This window comes from Collinsella sp. BIOML-A6 (genome assembly GCF_009875845.1).
Taxonomy (GTDB): Bacteria; Actinomycetota; Coriobacteriia; order Coriobacteriales; family Coriobacteriaceae; genus Collinsella; species Collinsella aerofaciens_H.
Genome location: NZ_WWSL01000038.1, coordinates 1 through 15,767, shown reverse-complemented (window position 1 = coordinate 15,767; position 15,767 = coordinate 1). Strand labels below are relative to the sequence as shown.

The 15,767-nt window shown below is 58.2% G+C and carries 12 protein-coding genes and 2 tRNA genes; 1 reads left to right on the top strand and 13 read right to left on the bottom strand.

Annotation, left to right across the window (positions count from 1 at the left end; genetic code table 11):
- Positions 1–114 precede the first annotated feature (114 nt).
- The 10 genes from htpG to GT495_RS09965 form a co-directional block, all read right to left on the bottom strand.
- A complete protein-coding gene (gene htpG, locus GT495_RS10010) occupies positions 115–2,139 on the bottom strand; it encodes a molecular chaperone HtpG (protein ID WP_161162513.1) in 2,025 nt (674 codons plus the stop codon).
- Between the two features lie 201 nt (positions 2,140–2,340).
- Positions 2,341–2,841, bottom strand: a complete 501-nt coding sequence (locus GT495_RS10005; RefSeq protein ID WP_161162514.1) for a GNAT family N-acetyltransferase — start codon at positions 2,839–2,841, stop codon at positions 2,341–2,343.
- A gap of 39 nt (positions 2,842–2,880) precedes the next feature.
- A complete protein-coding gene (locus GT495_RS10000) occupies positions 2,881–3,531 on the bottom strand; it encodes a tyrosine-protein phosphatase (RefSeq protein ID WP_161162515.1) in 651 nt (216 codons plus the stop codon).
- Positions 3,532–3,548: 17 nt separating this feature from the next.
- Positions 3,549–4,286, bottom strand: a complete 738-nt coding sequence (locus tag GT495_RS09995) for a CpsD/CapB family tyrosine-protein kinase (protein ID WP_161162516.1) — start codon at positions 4,284–4,286, stop codon at positions 3,549–3,551.
- Positions 4,287–4,288: 2 nt separating this feature from the next.
- Complete coding sequence (locus GT495_RS09990; RefSeq protein ID WP_152074773.1) at positions 4,289–4,945, bottom strand: YveK family protein; 657 nt, start codon at positions 4,943–4,945, stop codon at positions 4,289–4,291.
- Between the two features lie 177 nt (positions 4,946–5,122).
- Positions 5,123–6,547 (bottom strand): ATP-binding protein, encoded by a 1,425-nt coding sequence (locus GT495_RS09985; RefSeq protein WP_161162517.1) that lies wholly within the window; start codon positions 6,545–6,547, stop codon positions 5,123–5,125.
- A gap of 3 nt (positions 6,548–6,550) precedes the next feature.
- Positions 6,551–7,279, bottom strand: coding sequence for a response regulator transcription factor (locus GT495_RS09980; RefSeq protein WP_161162518.1), 729 nt, complete (start codon positions 7,277–7,279; stop codon positions 6,551–6,553).
- Between the two features lie 64 nt (positions 7,280–7,343).
- Positions 7,344–8,219 carry a phosphate ABC transporter ATP-binding protein PstB gene (pstB, locus tag GT495_RS09975; protein WP_192924205.1) on the bottom strand — a complete coding sequence of 292 codons (876 nt, stop codon included), beginning with the start codon at positions 8,217–8,219 and terminating at the stop codon, positions 7,344–7,346.
- 103 nt (positions 8,220–8,322) lie between these two features.
- Positions 8,323–9,561 (bottom strand): sensor histidine kinase KdpD, encoded by a 1,239-nt coding sequence (locus GT495_RS09970; protein WP_161162519.1) that lies wholly within the window; start codon positions 9,559–9,561, stop codon positions 8,323–8,325.
- Between the two features lie 25 nt (positions 9,562–9,586).
- Positions 9,587–10,282: a response regulator transcription factor gene (locus tag GT495_RS09965; RefSeq protein WP_152074777.1), complete on the bottom strand. Its 696-nt coding sequence runs from the start codon at positions 10,280–10,282 to the stop codon at positions 9,587–9,589.
- A gap of 210 nt (positions 10,283–10,492) precedes the next feature.
- On the opposite strand from GT495_RS09965, the gene GT495_RS09960 reads away from it, so the two are divergent.
- The gene (locus GT495_RS09960) at positions 10,493–11,833 is read left to right on the top strand and encodes a D-alanyl-D-alanine carboxypeptidase family protein (protein WP_161162520.1); all 1,341 of its coding nucleotides are present in this window, start codon (positions 10,493–10,495) and stop codon (positions 11,831–11,833) included.
- Between the two features lie 324 nt (positions 11,834–12,157).
- On the opposite strand, the gene GT495_RS09955 is transcribed toward GT495_RS09960, so the two are convergent.
- From GT495_RS09955 to GT495_RS09945, 3 genes are all read right to left on the bottom strand, one after another.
- Positions 12,158–12,248, bottom strand: a tRNA-Ser gene (locus GT495_RS09955).
- A 284-nt stretch (positions 12,249–12,532) separates the two neighbouring features.
- On the bottom strand, positions 12,533–14,974 hold the full coding sequence (locus tag GT495_RS09950) for a lipopolysaccharide assembly protein LapB (RefSeq protein ID WP_161162521.1): 2,442 nt from the start codon (positions 14,972–14,974) through the stop codon (positions 12,533–12,535).
- Positions 14,975–15,529: 555 nt separating this feature from the next.
- Positions 15,530–15,606 (bottom strand) — tRNA-Arg (locus GT495_RS09945).
- Between the last annotated feature and the right edge of the window lie 161 nt (positions 15,607–15,767).

Genomic DNA, 15,767 nt, shown 5'->3' with positions numbered 1-15,767 from the left:
AGCGAAGCGGCATTGACCTTCTGGTCATGCCGCTGAAGCTGAAAGGCAGATTGCCGCTCTGGCGGGTTTGCAGCGTCGAGCCGTTACGCGGTTCGTAGAACCGCGTAACTTAAGTTACATGAGTTCGCAAACGGCCGCGGCGAAGGCTACGGGGTCCTCGGGGAGGATGCCCTCGACGAGCAGGGCCTGGTCGTAGAGCAGGCCAGAGTACTGCTTGATCTTTTCGGCGTCGCCCGCTTTCTGGGCAGCGACGAGCTTGGCGAAGACCGGGTGCTTAGCGTTCAGCTCGAGCACGCGTTGGCTCTTGGGCATACCGTCGGGCGCGCCCTCGGGACCCTTCTGAAGCACCTTCTCCATCTCGAGCGAAAGCGGACCCTCGGTGGTGATGCAGGCGGGAGCGTCAGTCAGGCGCGCAGAGACGGCAACCTTCTCGACCTTGTCGCCGAGCGCCTCCTTCATAGCGCTAAAGAGGTCCTCGTTCTCCTTAGTGGCGTCCTCGGCCTCCTTCTTCTCGTCATCGGTCGCCAAGTCAAGATCGCCGGTCGCGACGTTCTTAAGCTCCAGGTGACGATCCTCGACCTCAGGCTCGGCACCATCGGCAACCGCCTTCTCGGCAGCCTCGCGAGCAGCGTCATCCTCGTAGACCTTGGGCATATCGGCAGCCACGTACTCACGCATGGCCTGGAAGGTGAACTCATCCACGTCCTGCGTCAGCAGCAGCACATCGTAGCCGCGCTCGAGCACGCCCTTCACGACGGGCATCTTGGCCAGACGCTCGCGCGAATCGCCGGCGGCGTAGTAGATGGCCTTCTGATCATCGGGCATGCCCTTGGCATACTCGGCAAGGGTAATCATCTTCTGCTCCTTGGCAGACCAGAACAGCAGCAGGTCGGCGAGCTCATCGGCCTTCACGCCGTAGCTCGAGTAGATGCCGTACTTAAGACCGCGGCCAAAGTTCTCAAAGAACTTCTCATATGCTTCGCGGTCGTTGTCGCGCATGTCCTCGAGATCGGCGGTGATCTTCTTCTCGACACGCTTGGCAATGGCCTTGAGCTGACGGTTCTGCTGCAGCGTCTCACGCGAGATGTTGAGCGACACGTCAGCGGAATCCACGACGCCGCGCACAAAGTTGTAGTAATCGGGCAGCAGGTCGTCGCACTTCTCCATAATCAGCACGTTGGAGCTGTAGAGCGCCAGACCCTTCTCGTAATCCTTGCTGTACAGATCGAACGGGGCGCGACCCGGCACAAACAGCAGGGCGTCATACTCGAGCGTGCCCTCGGCATGGAAGCTGATGGTGCGCGCGGGGTCGTCAAAGTCGTGGAACGTGGACTTGTAGAACTCGTCGTAGTCCTTCTGTTCGACATCGGAGCTACGCTTTTTCCAGATCGGCGTCATGGAGTTGATGGTCTCGAGCTCCTGGTAGTCCTCGTACTCGGGCTTGTAATCTTCCGGCGCGTCCTCGGGCTTGGGTTTCTGGCGGCTCTTGGACACCATCATCTGGATCGGGTAACGCACATAGTTGCTGTACTGCTGAATCAGGCTCTTGAGGCCCCACTCGGTCAGGAAGCGATCATAGGTCTCGGCCTCGCCGTCGGCGTCGAGCTTCTCGTTCTCGCGCAGCGTCAGGATGACATCGGTACCGTGCTCGGCGCGCTCACCGTCTTCGATGGTGTAGCCCTCAAGACCATCAGACTCCCACACGTGAGCGGTGTCCTCGCCATAGGCGCGGCTGACGACCTTCACGTGGCTGGCGACCATAAAGGCGGAGTAGAAACCCACGCCAAACTGGCCGATGATGTCGACATCGGAGCCCTGCTGCTCGGCGTTCTCGGTCTTAAACTCCTCGGAGCCGGAATGGGCGATGGTGCCCAGGTTGCGCTCGAGCTCATCGGCGGTCATGCCGATACCGTTATCCGAGATGGTAATGGTGCGGGCATCCTTATCAAAGGAAACACGGATGGCCAAGTCGCTCTGGTCGAGCTTGACACTCGGATCCTGAAGGCTCTTAAAATTGAGCTTGTCGACGGCATCGCTCGCGTTGGAGATAAGCTCGCGCAGGAAGATTTCCTTATTGGTGTAGATGGAGTTGATCATGAGGTCGAGAAGTTTTTTGCTCTCAGTCTTAAATTGACGCATGTGCAGTCCTTTCGCGCTACCCCTGCCCGCCAAAACGGCCCGGTTGCCCGAGCCGTATCGCAGACCTGCTATGTTCAGACTTAGATTTTATAACCTATTAGCGCGCATATATACATACGGAATCGAAAAACTGTATGTTGCAATGTCCCATGCGCCAATTGTCGAGGAGTGTCCCAAACTGCCGGCAGAAAAGGAACGTCCCTATCTGTCGCCCAAGTGCTTGGCCATCCAGGCGTGGGGCTGGCCTTCGTCCTCATAGTCTACCGGGGCGATCTGCGTGTAGCCCGCTTTGGCATAGAGCGGCAGCACGTATTCCTGAGCATGCAGCTTAATGAGCTTGGCGCCGGCATCACGCGCGCACGTATCACTCGCCTCGACAATCTTGCTCGCCAAACCGCGACGGCGCATGCTCGGCAGCACGGCGACGCGCCCCATAATGTAGGTCTCCCCCGCCGCAATGCCTTCGTCCATGTCGCACGCCGGCGACACCGGGGCTTCGGCATCTGCCGCACGCTCCAGCTCTTCGGGAAACACGCGCGAGCAACCGGCAAGCTCGCCGTCAACGTAGAGCGTCACGTGGATGCAACTCGGAGCCTCGTCGATGGCGTCAAACTCGTTTTCATAGCCCTGTTCGTCCATAAAAACGGCGCGGCGCACCAGCGCCGCGTCCTCAAAGCAACCCGTCTTAAGTTGGATATCCATGGCTGCCCTTTCATTCAATGCGAACGTTAGGGACAGATTTTAGCGAAAATGAGCGCCGCGAACGCTAAACTGCGCGCAAGCTTTTGCCAAGCAATCGTAGTGCCCCACGTTATGAGCATCGCTCGCAATAAAGCTGTACAAGTTCTGATCAAACAGACGCTGCGCCGGCTTTTTCTCCCGGCCAAAGCGGCCGCCGGCGATAAAGTCCGCCGAAGCTTGCAGCTTGCAACCCATATCGACCAGACGCTCTGCCACGCTTATATCCTTTTGAACCGCACGATATCGCTCGGGATGAGCGATAATCACCTGGTAGCCGCGGCATTGCAAATCGTAAATCGTACTCTCGTACTCTCTAAACGCATAAGCGTCAGCATGCGTCGAAAGCTCAAGCAGGAACTCATTGGTTCCATCGAAATGCAGGTATTCCGCAGTGTCGATGCCCAGCTCGACGAGCTTTCGATGGTTGACCTCAAAGCCCATCTGAAGCGGAAAACCCTCCGCGTTATCCCGCAATAACTCAAAGGCATCCCACATCTTGTCGTAGTCAAAATAGGGATCACGGCAGTGCGGGGTGCAGACAATTCTGGTTACGCCAGCCTGCTTGGCAGCTGCAAGCATCGCCAAGCTCTCATCAAGATCGGCGGCGCCGTCGTCTACACCCGGCAAGATATGACAATGAATGTCGCGCATGGGTCGACCTTAATCAACTAAACATTTGCCCGGTTGGTAAAGGTGCCCTTTTTAGAAACACCTTGGGCAGCGGAGCCGTTCTTTACCTTCTTACCTTCCTTGGTGTAGTAAGAATAGTAATACTCGCTGGTCTCGGTCTCGCAGTAATTCATGACGGTACCGATGAGCTTAACCTTCTCGGACTTTTTAAGCTGAGCGATGGCGTTGAGCGCCTCCTCGCGCTTGGTGAAGTCTTCGCGCACCACAAACAGCGTGCCGTCAGTCAGGCTGGCGATCTCGGCAGCATCGATAAAGGTGCCGACCGGAGGAGCGTCAAAGATGACATACTGGAACTTGGCAGACAACGCCTTAACCAGCTTGGCAAAACGGTGAGACACGATGATGTCGGCAGGATTGGGAATATGAGGCTCAGCATCAAGGAAGTAGAAGTTCTTCTGACCCGTCTCGGCGATTGCCTGGTCGATGGAAATCTGATCGGACAGGACTGCGTAGAGTCCACCACGCGAACGGACATCAAGCATATCGGAAAGAGACCTGCGACGCATATCTCCCTCGACCAGAAGGACGCTCTTGCCGCTGGTGGCGATAGCCTGGGCCAGGTTGATGGAAACCGTAGACTTACCCTCGTTGGGAATCGAGGACGTAACGGTAATGGTGCGGATGGGGTCGTCCACGCTCGCAAAGCGAATGTTAGCCAGAAGGGTCTTGGCGGCATTCTGTACAACGAGCTTATCAGTGTTCTTAGCCCTAGCCATGCCTATTTACCACCTTTCATAGCCGGAATTCGGCCGACAACGGGAATACCAAGGAGCTCTTCTGCCTCTTCGACACCGCGGATGCGCGTGTTGAGCATATCTGCCAAAACGACATAGGCAATTGCGATAAAGACGCCGGCGAGGAACGCAACGGCGACGTACAGCGTGCGCTTGGGACCACTGGGGGATTCGGGGGTCTTAGCCTTATCGATAACGTTGATGCTCTGAGCGGCACCGACATTCTGGGCGACCGTGCTCACCGAGCTGGCCATGGCCCTTGCCACCTCCGCCGTCTTCTCGGCATCGGTGCCCGTCACCGAAAGCGTGATGACGCGCGTCGTGGTCTCGGAGGAAACGGAGATCTTGTAGTCATCTAGATCGGCGAGGCCCAGATCCTTGGCAGCACCGCCCTTAACGCTATCGCTATCGAGCAGCGTGGCGATATCGTTGGAAAGCATCTGGCTCGCCGAAAGATCGTTGTAGCTCATCTGACCGCTATCGTCGGTCTTGGCGAGAACGTACATGCTCGTCGTGGCGGTGTAGGTGTTGTCCATCATAGTGAAGGACACCACGCCCATGGCGATTGCACAGACCACCGGAAGGGCGATAACCAGCTTGAGGTGCTTTTTGAGCAGCTGGAACAGTTCGAGAAGGGTCATGCAGCTTGCCTTTCATTTCCCAAGTTCATATCGACAAAACTTTTCCTATGTTATCGCATCTTTCCTGCCATGCCCGAACTCTATACATAAGATACAGCACAGACGGCGATGTTGCGCAATAATAACGCCGCATCGGCAACCCCGGTGCGGCGTCAAAACAACACGGTTGCCGCATTGCTACGCAAATGATTCGTCCTGCTGTACGGGAAACGTTACCGTAATGGTGGTCCCCACGCCCGGCTCACTCGACAGGTCAATCGAGGCGTGATGGTACAGGGCGGCATGCTTGACGATGGCCAGACCCAGACCCGTTCCACCACGCGCCTTAGAACGACTCTTGTCCACGCGGTAGAAACGCTCGAACACTTTACCCTGTTCCTCGGGCGCAATACCGATACCCGTGTCGGCAACAGACAGATACGGATGACCCTCATCATTGGTCCCACAGCACAGTGTGACCGTACCGTCAGGTCGGTTATAACGAATGGCGTTGCTTGCCAGGTTATAGATCAGCTCGTCGATCAGGCGCGGCACACCTTCGATCACCACGGGCTTCGTCTCGTGCCCAATGGTCACATCCGACTGCCGGGCAACCTGCTCAAGACGCTGTTCCACCGTCAAAATGGCACGAGAGAGCTCGATGGGCTCCGTGGACCCAATGGGCACCGCCTCGCCCTCGGATGCTCGCTCCGCCTCATCCAAGTTGGAAAGCGTGAGGATGTCGTTAACGAGCGCTGCCAGGCGGCCCGCCTCGCGGTAGATGCGGCCGCCAAAGTTGCGCAGGTCGTCCTCGCCCTCGACCATACCGTTCGCAATGAGCTCGGCATAGCCCGAGATTGCCGTAAGTGGGGTTTTGAGCTCATGGGTGATATTGGCCGTGAACTCGCGGCGCATGCGGTCGTTGTCCGCCAGCACCGCCATCTGACGCTTGAGCTCCTGGCGTTGCGACTCAATGCGCTCGAGCATGGGAACCATCTCGGCATAAGCATGCTCGTAGCTGCGGCGCGGATGGTCCAGATCGACCTCTTGCAGCGGCGCGATGATGGCACGGGATTCGCGGCGCGCAAGGAAAAACGAGAGCACCGCGCCCGCTGCCGCGATAAGCAGCATCGGCGCCACAAGAGACATGAGAATAGCCGCAATGCCAGGTTGGGCCTGCGCCAAGCGAACAACCTGGCCGTTATTAAGTCGGACAGCTCGATACAGCATAATCTCGTCGAGCGTGGAGCTTGCGCGCTCCGCAGAACCCGATCCGCTCTCGAAAGCCTTGACGACCTCGGGACGATCGCCGTGATTGGGCAGCATAGAAGGCGACGCCTCGTTGTCGTAGGCAACCGACCCGTCTTTGTTGATCAGCGTGATGCGCAAGTCCTCGCGATCGAAACTGCGCAGAAAGGCAATAGGCTCCTGCTGCTCATTAAGGGCAGCGGCAATAAGCTCGGTTTCCTGCGAAAGGTTGGCACTCGTGGCGTCTGCCAGGGTATTTTGCACAAAGAACGCGCCCAGCACCGTAAACGCCACGATAACCGCCATAGCGCAGAAAAAAACCGTCGCGAACACGCGATGCGACAGGGTGCGTTTTCCCTGGGGGGCTAAGACCACGAGCTACTCCTCCGATACGCTAGCCGCGCTGTCGGCTCCTTCGGTATCGTCGTCGGCCGTAGGCTCGGCCAGACGATAGCCCACGCCGCGCACGGTCTCTATGGCGCTCGCATGCTCGCCGAGCTTTTGGCGGAGCGTCTGCACGTGTACGTCGACGGTGCGCGAACCGCCGTCGAAATCCCAGCCCCATACGCTCTGCAGCAGCGACTCGCGGGTAAAGACCACGCCAGGTTTGCGCATGAGGTACTCGAGCAGGTCGAATTCGCGCAGCGTGAGCTTGAGCGGTTCACCGGCAACAGTCACTTCGCGGTGGCTGGGCGAAAGTACGATATCGCCCACGCTGAGTACATCGCTCGCCTGCTTGACCATGCCGCCGCGGCGCAGCAGCGCACGGCAACGGCTAGCGAGTTCCATAAGCGAGAACGGCTTGGTCAGGTAATCGTCGGCACCGCCATCGAGCGCCATCACCTTGTCGAGCTCGGTATCCTTGGCGGTAAGCATCATGATGGGCACCGTCGCCGTCAGGCGATCGGCGCGCAGGCGACGCATAATCGCCAAGCCATCGGTATCGGGCAGCATGATGTCGAGCAGGACGGCATCGGGTACCCGTCGCGCCACGGCAGCCTTAAACTCACCGTCGCACGAAAAGCCTTCGGCCTCGATCCCCTGCTTACGCAGCGCATAGACCGTCAAATCCCTGATGTTGTCATCGTCCTCGACGTAATAGATCATGTTGAACCCCTTTGCGGCCGGCATGACCGCATCTTAACCCTAAAGGTACCTTTACTAGATGGTATCAGCCAAAACGTCCCGTCAAATAATCCGCCGTACGCGGATCGGTCGGATTCTTGAAGAGTTGCGCGGTGGGCGCGTGTTCCACCAACTCACCCAGCAAGAAAAACGCGACCGAGTCGGAGATACGCGCCGCCTGCTGCATATTGTGCGTAACGACCACGAGCGTACAGGTCTCTTTGAGCTCGCAGGCCAGCTGCTCCACCACCAGCGTCGACACAGGGTCGAGTGCCGAGGTCGGCTCGTCCATCAACAGAATGTCGGGCTGCACGGCAAGTGCGCGGGCGATGCACAGGCGCTGCTGTTGCCCGCCCGAAAGACCCAGGCCCGACTCTTTGAGCTTGTCCTTGACCTCGTCCCACAGGGCGGCGCGACACAGGGAGTCCTCGACCAGCTCATCGAGCACGGCGCGGTCGCGCACGCCCATGCCGCGCGGACCATAGGCCACGTTGTCGTAGATGCTCATGGGAAACGGGTTGGGGCGCTGGAACACCATGCCCACGCGCTGGCGCAAACGGCAGATATCGTAATCGCCCAGGATATTCTGGCCGTCGAGTGCAATCTTGCCTTCGATGCGGCAATCCTTGATGCCGTCGTTCATGCGGTTAAAGCAGCGCAGCAACGTAGACTTTCCGCAGCCCGAAGGCCCGATGAACGAGGTGATCTGCTTGTCGCGGATCTTGATATTCACGTCCTTGAGCGCATGGTGGTCGCCATAGAACAGGTCGAGGCCCTCGACGTCGATGCGCGTCGGCGAGGCGGCAAGATCCTCTGCCGTGGGGCGAGTCGCATCCCCAACCTCGCGCTCGTGCGCGGCCTCGGCCTGCGCTTTCATGAGTTCTTCAAGCTCCGTGGGCTCCACAGCCGCAGCAGCCGTCATACCGCATACCTCCACATCGATATCAATTCAGCAGTATCGATAGTAGAAATCGCGGCTCATATGCACGTGAGCGCATTGTCAAGTGTTTGTAAGGGCACGCTGGCTATGCGGCGGGCAGCTCGATGGTGAATATCGTGTGTTCGGGCGTCGATTCACATGCAACGGTACCGCCGTGTGCCGCGATGATCTCCTTGGCGATGGCAAGCCCCAGTCCAGCGCCGCCGCGATTGGTCGCACGCGCCGCATCCAGGCGATAGAACTTCTCAAAGATCACCTTGAGCTTAGCCGCAGGGATAGGATCGCCCTGATTGATAAAGCGCACGCGCACGCTGCCATCGTCTTGGCGCCCGGCCTCGATCGTGATAGTCGAGCCCTCATAGCTATAGGCGACGGCGTTTTTCATGATGTTGTTGAACACGCGAGCCATCTTGTCGCCATCCACGAGCACCGTCAGGTCCTCGCGAATATCAACTTGGGCTTCCTTATGCTGCTCGTTGAGGATGGGATAGAACTCATCGGCGACCTGCGCCAGCAGCAATCCCAGGTCGACGTAGCCGCGCGTGAGCACAATATCGTGAAAGTCAAAGCGCGTGATATCAAAGAACTCCTCAATAAGCGCGTCGAGTCGGTGCGCCTTGTCGAGCGCAACGTCCGTAAAGTGCGCGCGCTGCTCAATCGGCAGGTCGGGCGCCTCCTGCAACAGCGAGAGGTAGCCCACCACGCTGGCAAGCGGCGTGCGCAGGTCATGCGCCAAGTATGTGACCAAATCGTCCTTGCGATGTGACTCGTCACGCAGGGCTTGCCGGACTTTGCGCTCGCGATCGCGCACACGGTTGAGCACACCCTCGACCTCCAAGAAGTCGCCGTCGATGTTGTCCCACGCGTCGGGATGATCGATCAGGCGATCCTGAATACGGGCGGCAAGCACGCGGTCGGAATGCCGCTCACCCTGCTCATAGCCCTGGTAGTACAGAGCGCGGCCGCAAAAGAACAGGACGCATACGGCAAGCGCCAAGACAAAGCCAAGCATGTTGAATACAAAACCGGCATCGAACAGCGCCGGTCCTTCGATGCCGCCGAGTGCCATGGTGCCGATCGCCAGCGTCATGGCCCACGCGGCACCGCCGATCACCACGCAACGACGCACGATTTCAAAGCGATCGATCAGCAAGAAGCCGATGAGTAGCACCGCCAAGATACCGGCGATGTTATCAATGCCGATCAGCAGCAGACTCAGCAAAAAGAACAGCACCGTCGCAAGCACGCGATTATCGACGACCGCTCCTACATATTCAAAGAGCCGATCGGGCACCTCAAACGCCTGCTTATCGTCTTTTGTCATGTCCATGTCCTCGCAAACAAAGGCGTTATTCAATGATATAGCCGACGCCCCAAACGTTTTTGATAAAGCGCGGCTTCTGAGCGTCGTCACCGATCTTTTCGCGCAGGTGACGAATGTGCACCATCACCGTATTGTTGGAGCCGGGCATAAAGTCCTCGTTCCACACCGCGCGGAACAGATCCTCTACGGGCACCACGCTGCCGCGATGCTCGGCCAGATACAGCAAGATGGAATACTCGATGGGCGTGAGGCGCACCGGAGCACCGTCCACCGTCACGGAGCGAGCGTCACGGTTGATCTCGAGGCCATCGAGCTGGAGGGTCGGCAACTCGGTCGCCTGCGCGCGGCTACCGTAGCTGGTGTAGCGGCGCAACTGAGCATGAACGCGCGCGATGAGCTCCAGCGGGCGGAACGGCTTGACCACGTAATCGTCCGCGCCAAGAGAAAGGCCTTCGATCTTATCCTGCTGGGCATCGCGTGCCGTCAACATAATTACGGGATAGGTATGGCTAACACGGATGGTACGCAGCAGCTCAAAGCCATCGATATCGGGCAGCATGACATCGAGCAGTGCCAGGTCAAACTCTTGCTCCAGAATTGCCTTGGCCGCATCGGCCCCGCTGTAGGCGATCTGGACGTCAAAGCCCTCCTTTGTAAGGTAGATACCAACCAGGTCGGCGATGGCCTTCTCGTCATCAACTACCAGTATGCGCTCGTTCATGCGTGCTCCTCTCGCGCTCCATTATGCCCGAGGCGGCGCCCGCCACACACAACAAGCGCGGGCGATTAAGTCGACCTTAAGCACCCTTGCGCCCGTTCGAGCACGAATGCGGGCCATGCGCGCACGCAACAATCGTCGTCGCCGGCAAACGATATACTTTAACGATATACTTTAGTGTCAGAAGAGACCATCCCGTCGAAAGCGAAATCTGTGAAGTCCCTCACCTCTTTTGCAAAGCGCTCCGCCCAGCTTGCCGCCGGCTTTGCCTGCGCCATCGCCCTTGTTGCTGGCGCACCCACCGTCGCCGGCGCCCAAGTGCTCACGACCGACATTGTTTGCGGCAAAACCGCCGATGCGCGCGGCATCACGGCCGAAAACCTGCCCGATATCGATGCGACCAATGCCCTCGTCATGGACAAAGACGGCACCGTCTACTATGCCCGCGGCGCCGATGAGCAGGTCAAGATTGCCTCGATCACCAAGGTCATGACCGCAATCCTGACCGTCGAAAACTGCAAGATGGACGAGAAGGTCACGGTGAGCAACGCTGCCGCCACCGTAGGCAACTCGACTGCCGGCCTGCTCGAAGGCGACGAGCTCACCGTGGAGCAGGCACTACGCGGCCTGCTGATCCCCTCGGGCAACGACGCCGCTATCGCGCTTGCCGAGTATGTGGGCAAAAAGATCGACCCCAAGACCAAAGACGCCGAGGCAACCTTTGTGAAGGCCATGAACGAGCGCGCCAAAAAGCTCGGCTGCACCGGCACGGTCTTTGAGAACCCACACGGTCTGGACTTTGATGAGTGGGCCGGCGACATGCACTCAACAGCACATGACGTGGCACTGATGATGCAGGAGGCCATGAAAAACGATACGATTCGTAAAGTCGTCGCGAGCGAGGATTCTTGGATTGAGGTCACGGGCGCCGATGGCTCAGACCATTCGCACTCCATGGACACGCACAACGTTTTGCTCGGTCAGGACGGAAACATTGGCGGCAAGACCGGCACCACCGACGACGCGGGCTATTGCTTTACGAGCGCCTACAACCGCGACGGCGACGAAATCTACACCGTTATCTTGAACTCCACCACCACCGACCAGCGCTTTACCGATACCGCCACCCTTGCCAACTGGTACTACGGCCACAAGGTCACGGTCGCGATCGCCAATACACAGGAGAAGACCGCCAACGGCAACCCGCTCATGGCACGCATTAGCCAGACAGATTGGACGGACAAGACGATCGACGCCACGCTCGCCGACCCCGACGCACGGGCAACGGCGTTCTCACTCGCCGGCAAAGTGACCGAAAAGGTTAGCTACGATGACCTTTCGGGCACGGTGCATGTTGGCGATAAGGTGGGCAGCGTTACGTTAAAGCAGGACGGCACCAAAATCGCCGTTATGGATCTGGTTGCCGACGAGGAAGGAACGGGGCCCAATCCCATCGAGTGGCTGCTCGTGAAGCTCGACCGCTTGGGCCGCCGCATCGACAACCGCCCGCTCACTGCCGAGAGTGAAACCGTAGCCAAGGCTCCCGAGGTGTAGGGCCAAAGCGTTATCACATCGAACCAAATGAGGCGTCCAACGGGGCGCCTCTTTTTTTGAGGGTTCGAATCCCCAGTTAACATTCTTCTAATTAAAAAAGGACCCCAAATGGGACCCTTCTTTCAAGTCATACTGGCGGAGAGCTGGGGATGTCCGGGCATGCTACGCATGCCCCCCCGGCTTCAAAGCCTAGCGGCTTTTCGCCCACGGGCTACAAACGCATTCACGTTTGCTTAACGCCCGTGCCCTCTCGGGTTCGAATCCCCAGCTAACGTGGTTCAACTAAAAAAGGGTCCCTTTCGGAACCCTTCTTTAAAGTCTTACTGGCGGAGAGCTGGGGATTCGAACCCCAGATGCCCTTTTGGGGCATACTCGCTTAGCAGGCGAGCACCTTCGGCCTCTCGGTCAGCTCTCCGTAACAGCCGTTCTATAGTAACCAAACAGTCGAAGATGGGCAAGGGGGAATTTTGAAGCGATTCCAATTTGCCAGTAGACGTCTCAGCCAATCATCTCAATCTGTAACAGGTACAGGCCGAATCTTCGTCCAGATGTTACAGATTTAGACAAATAGCCGGCGCCATCCGCAAATGTCTCAATCTGTAACAGTTGTCGAGCAAATCGGCCCGTAAATGTTACAGGTCAAGACAAACAATCCCTCAGGACACAACGTCTCAATCTGTAACATCTACAGACTGCCCCCTACCCCAGCGAGCGGTTGAGGGAGCCGAGCTCATCGTTGCCCATGGCGCGCCACATTTGATAGATGCAGCCGCGCGCCAAGAAAAAGAAGCCGTTATCGACGAGTTGCACGGCGACATCCGCGAGTTGATTGGTCACGGCGGGCACCGGCGGCAGCTCAAGACCCGCCTTGCGGATGGTCTCGACAGCCTCCTCAAACGTGGGCGGTTTGATGACGCCCATCTCGTTCATAAGGCCCTGCATTTCCTCCCGCGCGCTGCCGCCCGACTCCTCGCCGCGCGGCACCAGGCGGTAGCACGCCAGCGCCAGCTCGAGCTGGTCGCAATTCCAATAGGCGAATGCCAGACGATAGAACAGGTAACCGATCGAAGGCCGGTCGCTGGCAATGCGCAGACCGTGGCGCGCCACCTCGATAATCTCGTCATAGCGCTCCAGGCGTGCCAGCACGTTGATCAGGGCAAAGTGAGACTGCATGGACGAGCGCGCCAAATCGTAGAGACGACGCACCTCGGGCAGCGCACGCTCAAAGTCCTCTTGTTCGGCGTAAAAGCTGCAGATCTCGTGCTGGGCAAAATACAGCGCATCGGGAGCGCGAAGGATACGCACGGAACGGTCCTCCTCCATCACCGGCAGCACCATGCGCACCAGCTGGTTGTCGCAGAACTGGGTCTGGACCGGGCCCGTCGCCAAAAGCTCAGCAACGGTACACTTGGCTTCCAGCTCCTCGACAAGGCGAGAAAAGCCCTCGAAAGCACCAGCTCGGTCAACTTCGGATTGCTCGCGCAGCTCGACGACGCGGGCGACATACGGATCGTCGTCCTTCTCCATGACCTCAAGCTCGTCAGCCGTATCAGCGAGCAGCAAATCGCGAAGCGCAGGCGGCAATGGACGATGGTCATCACGTGGTCGGGCGTGAACCCCTGCAGGCTCAATCATGTCCGGCGCATCTGCCTCATATGCCTCGAGCAAACGTTTGCAGGGCATGTCATCCATATCCATGCTCTCAAGATCCTTGGCGACAGAAACGCAATCGGCCAGATAAGCCGCACGGCCAAAGGAGTACGTTTTAACAACGCGCTCGCCCTGCTCGCCGTCGGGCGCCGCAATCTGCACGTAGCAGCGTGTGATGCGAGCACCCGAAGCAAAGCAAGCCGCCGCGAGGGTAAGCGCAATACGCGCATCATGCTCAGTGGCCCATGCTGCGCGCTTTGGCTCATCCACCTCGCGCCAGGCGTTATCTTGAGCATCGTATTCGCGCTGCGGCATAGCATCGACAACCGTGCGGCCAAAACGCACCAGCATGATGCCCTCGGCGACGTTCGCTCGATAGGTGTAGTCGAGCCGCGTGACCACGTTGAGTGCTTCTACGATACGTGCAAAGCGGGTACGAACGTCCCACTCGCCACCCGGCTGGCACGCAACCATCCCCGGCTTGGCCCACGGGTTGTCATTCGACAGCGTTTCGAGCAGGCGAGGAACGTCGTTTGTCGTCTTGCTGATATGCCATAGGTCAAAGAGCGAGCAGCCCTCAAAGCTTGGCGACGAGGCAACGGGGCCCAACCCTGCCCCAATACGCTCAAGGATGCCCGATAGGCGGTTCAGGCGGCACTCGACGGCAAACAGGGTATCAATCTCGTCCTGGTCCAGCAGGCTACGATCAAAATTGAGATAGAAGAGCCTCGAGCGATCGATGCGCGCCAGGCTCATTTCGGTTTTGGCCGCGATGGTGCGCAGGCGAGGCAGATCGACTTCGCCCATCAAAGCGGCGGCATAGCGCTCAATGCCGCTTGGATTATCTGTATGGTCAATGCGGTAGAGCAACGTTTCGATTGCATCGGGCAGCGGCGTGGAATCAAAACCCAGCAGCACCTCAACCGGCTCGGGGAGTTTTACAAGTTTGATCTTGTCGATGGCATTTTTCATGCCCTCGTCAAGGTCATCACCGTCTGCCGTGCCTGAGACAGCGTTTTCAAAATCGGCGAATATCACGTAACGCAAGAACATCGAGGCCATAAACTCGCCGTAGCGAAGGCTGCGCGTCGAATTCCACGTCTCGCGATCGGATTGTTCGCACATGGTGCCTTCGGGAGAGCCGATAACTCGCGCCCGGGAGTGCATCGTCCCATCGGTACCCCTGACCGCGATCTCACCGATGTTGGAATCGGACTCGTCAAGAATCAGTTGCATGTCGGGATCGTCGGGCAGCGATATCTCGTTAACGGGACGGTCCACCTTATAGACCTCACCCGAAACGCTCACGTAGCCCAAAAGCGACACATGGCTTTTGCCGACGAATTCGACGACATAGCATGATTCATGCGGGTCCTCACCAAAGAGCTTCCAAACCACGCCATACGAGCGTCCCGCAGGCTGATCGGGCATGGCCGGAAAGCGCTTGTTGGGATCGAGAAACCTGAGCTTGTATGTCGGACGCTCTGCCACGAAATATCACCCTGATCGGTCGTCTAAAGAAAGAGCGCATCACGGGTTCACCGAGGCGCATACACGAAATCTTACACGAGTCGATGAGAAATGGCCCCTTTGACCGAGGTTCGATTCCATGCGGCGTCTGCCTAAAAGAAAAGCCCCCGTTGCCGGAGGCTTTCAATTTCAATTGGTGCGGCGTATAGGATTCCGCGCATCCGCTTGCGCGGATCCGCACCGGCTTCGCCCGCCTGCCGGCGGACTCGCCCGCGGGCTAAAAACACTCCGCGTTTTCTTTACGCCCGCGCCTCGACCGAGGTTCGAATCTCCGCAATGCCCCCCATAAAGGAAAAGCCCCCGTTTCCGGAGGCTTAAAACTCAATTGGTGCGGCGTATAGGATTCCGCGCATCCGCTGCGCGGATGTGCGCCGGCTTCGCCCGCCTGCCGGCGGACTCGCCCGCGGGCTAAAAACGCTCCGCGTTTTCTTTACGCCCGCGCCTCGACCGAGGTTCGAATCCATGCAGTGTTTACATAAAAGAAAAGCCCCCGTTGCCGGGAGCTTTAATCTCAAATGGTGCGGCGTATAGGATTCGAACCTATGACGTTCTGATTCGTAGTCAGACCCTCTATCCAGCTGAGGTAACGCCGCAACGCATGGATTATTATGCACGTGACCCCTCGATGGGTCAAGCGACAATTTGGAAAAATTTTACGAAGTGATGATTAAGACGCTCCTTGATTGTCATTTTCATTGCAACAGCCTCAGGACTCAGCGCAACGCGTTGCGCTGAGTCCTGAGGCGCGAATCCG

Excerpts from the sequence above, each read along its gene's own strand:
- htpG (WP_161162513.1), bottom strand. The coding sequence starts at position 2,139 with ATGCGTCAATTTAAGACTGAGAGCAAAAAACTTCTCGACCTCATGATC.
- GT495_RS10005 (WP_161162514.1), bottom strand. The coding sequence starts at position 2,841 with ATGGATATCCAACTTAAGACGGGTTGCTTTGAGGACGCGGCGCTGGTG.
- GT495_RS10000 (WP_161162515.1), bottom strand. The coding sequence starts at position 3,531 with ATGCGCGACATTCATTGTCATATCTTGCCGGGTGTAGACGACGGCGCC.
- GT495_RS09995 (WP_161162516.1), bottom strand. The coding sequence starts at position 4,286 with ATGGCTAGGGCTAAGAACACTGATAAGCTCGTTGTACAGAATGCCGCC.
- GT495_RS09990 (WP_152074773.1), bottom strand. The coding sequence starts at position 4,945 with ATGACCCTTCTCGAACTGTTCCAGCTGCTCAAAAAGCACCTCAAGCTG.
- GT495_RS09980 (WP_161162518.1), bottom strand. The coding sequence starts at position 7,279 with ATGATCTATTACGTCGAGGACGATGACAACATCAGGGATTTGACGGTC.
- pstB (WP_192924205.1), bottom strand. The coding sequence starts at position 8,219 with ATGACGGCTGCTGCGGCTGTGGAGCCCACGGAGCTTGAAGAACTCATG.
- GT495_RS09970 (WP_161162519.1), bottom strand. The coding sequence starts at position 9,561 with ATGACAAAAGACGATAAGCAGGCGTTTGAGGTGCCCGATCGGCTCTTT.
- GT495_RS09965 (WP_152074777.1), bottom strand. The coding sequence starts at position 10,282 with ATGAACGAGCGCATACTGGTAGTTGATGACGAGAAGGCCATCGCCGAC.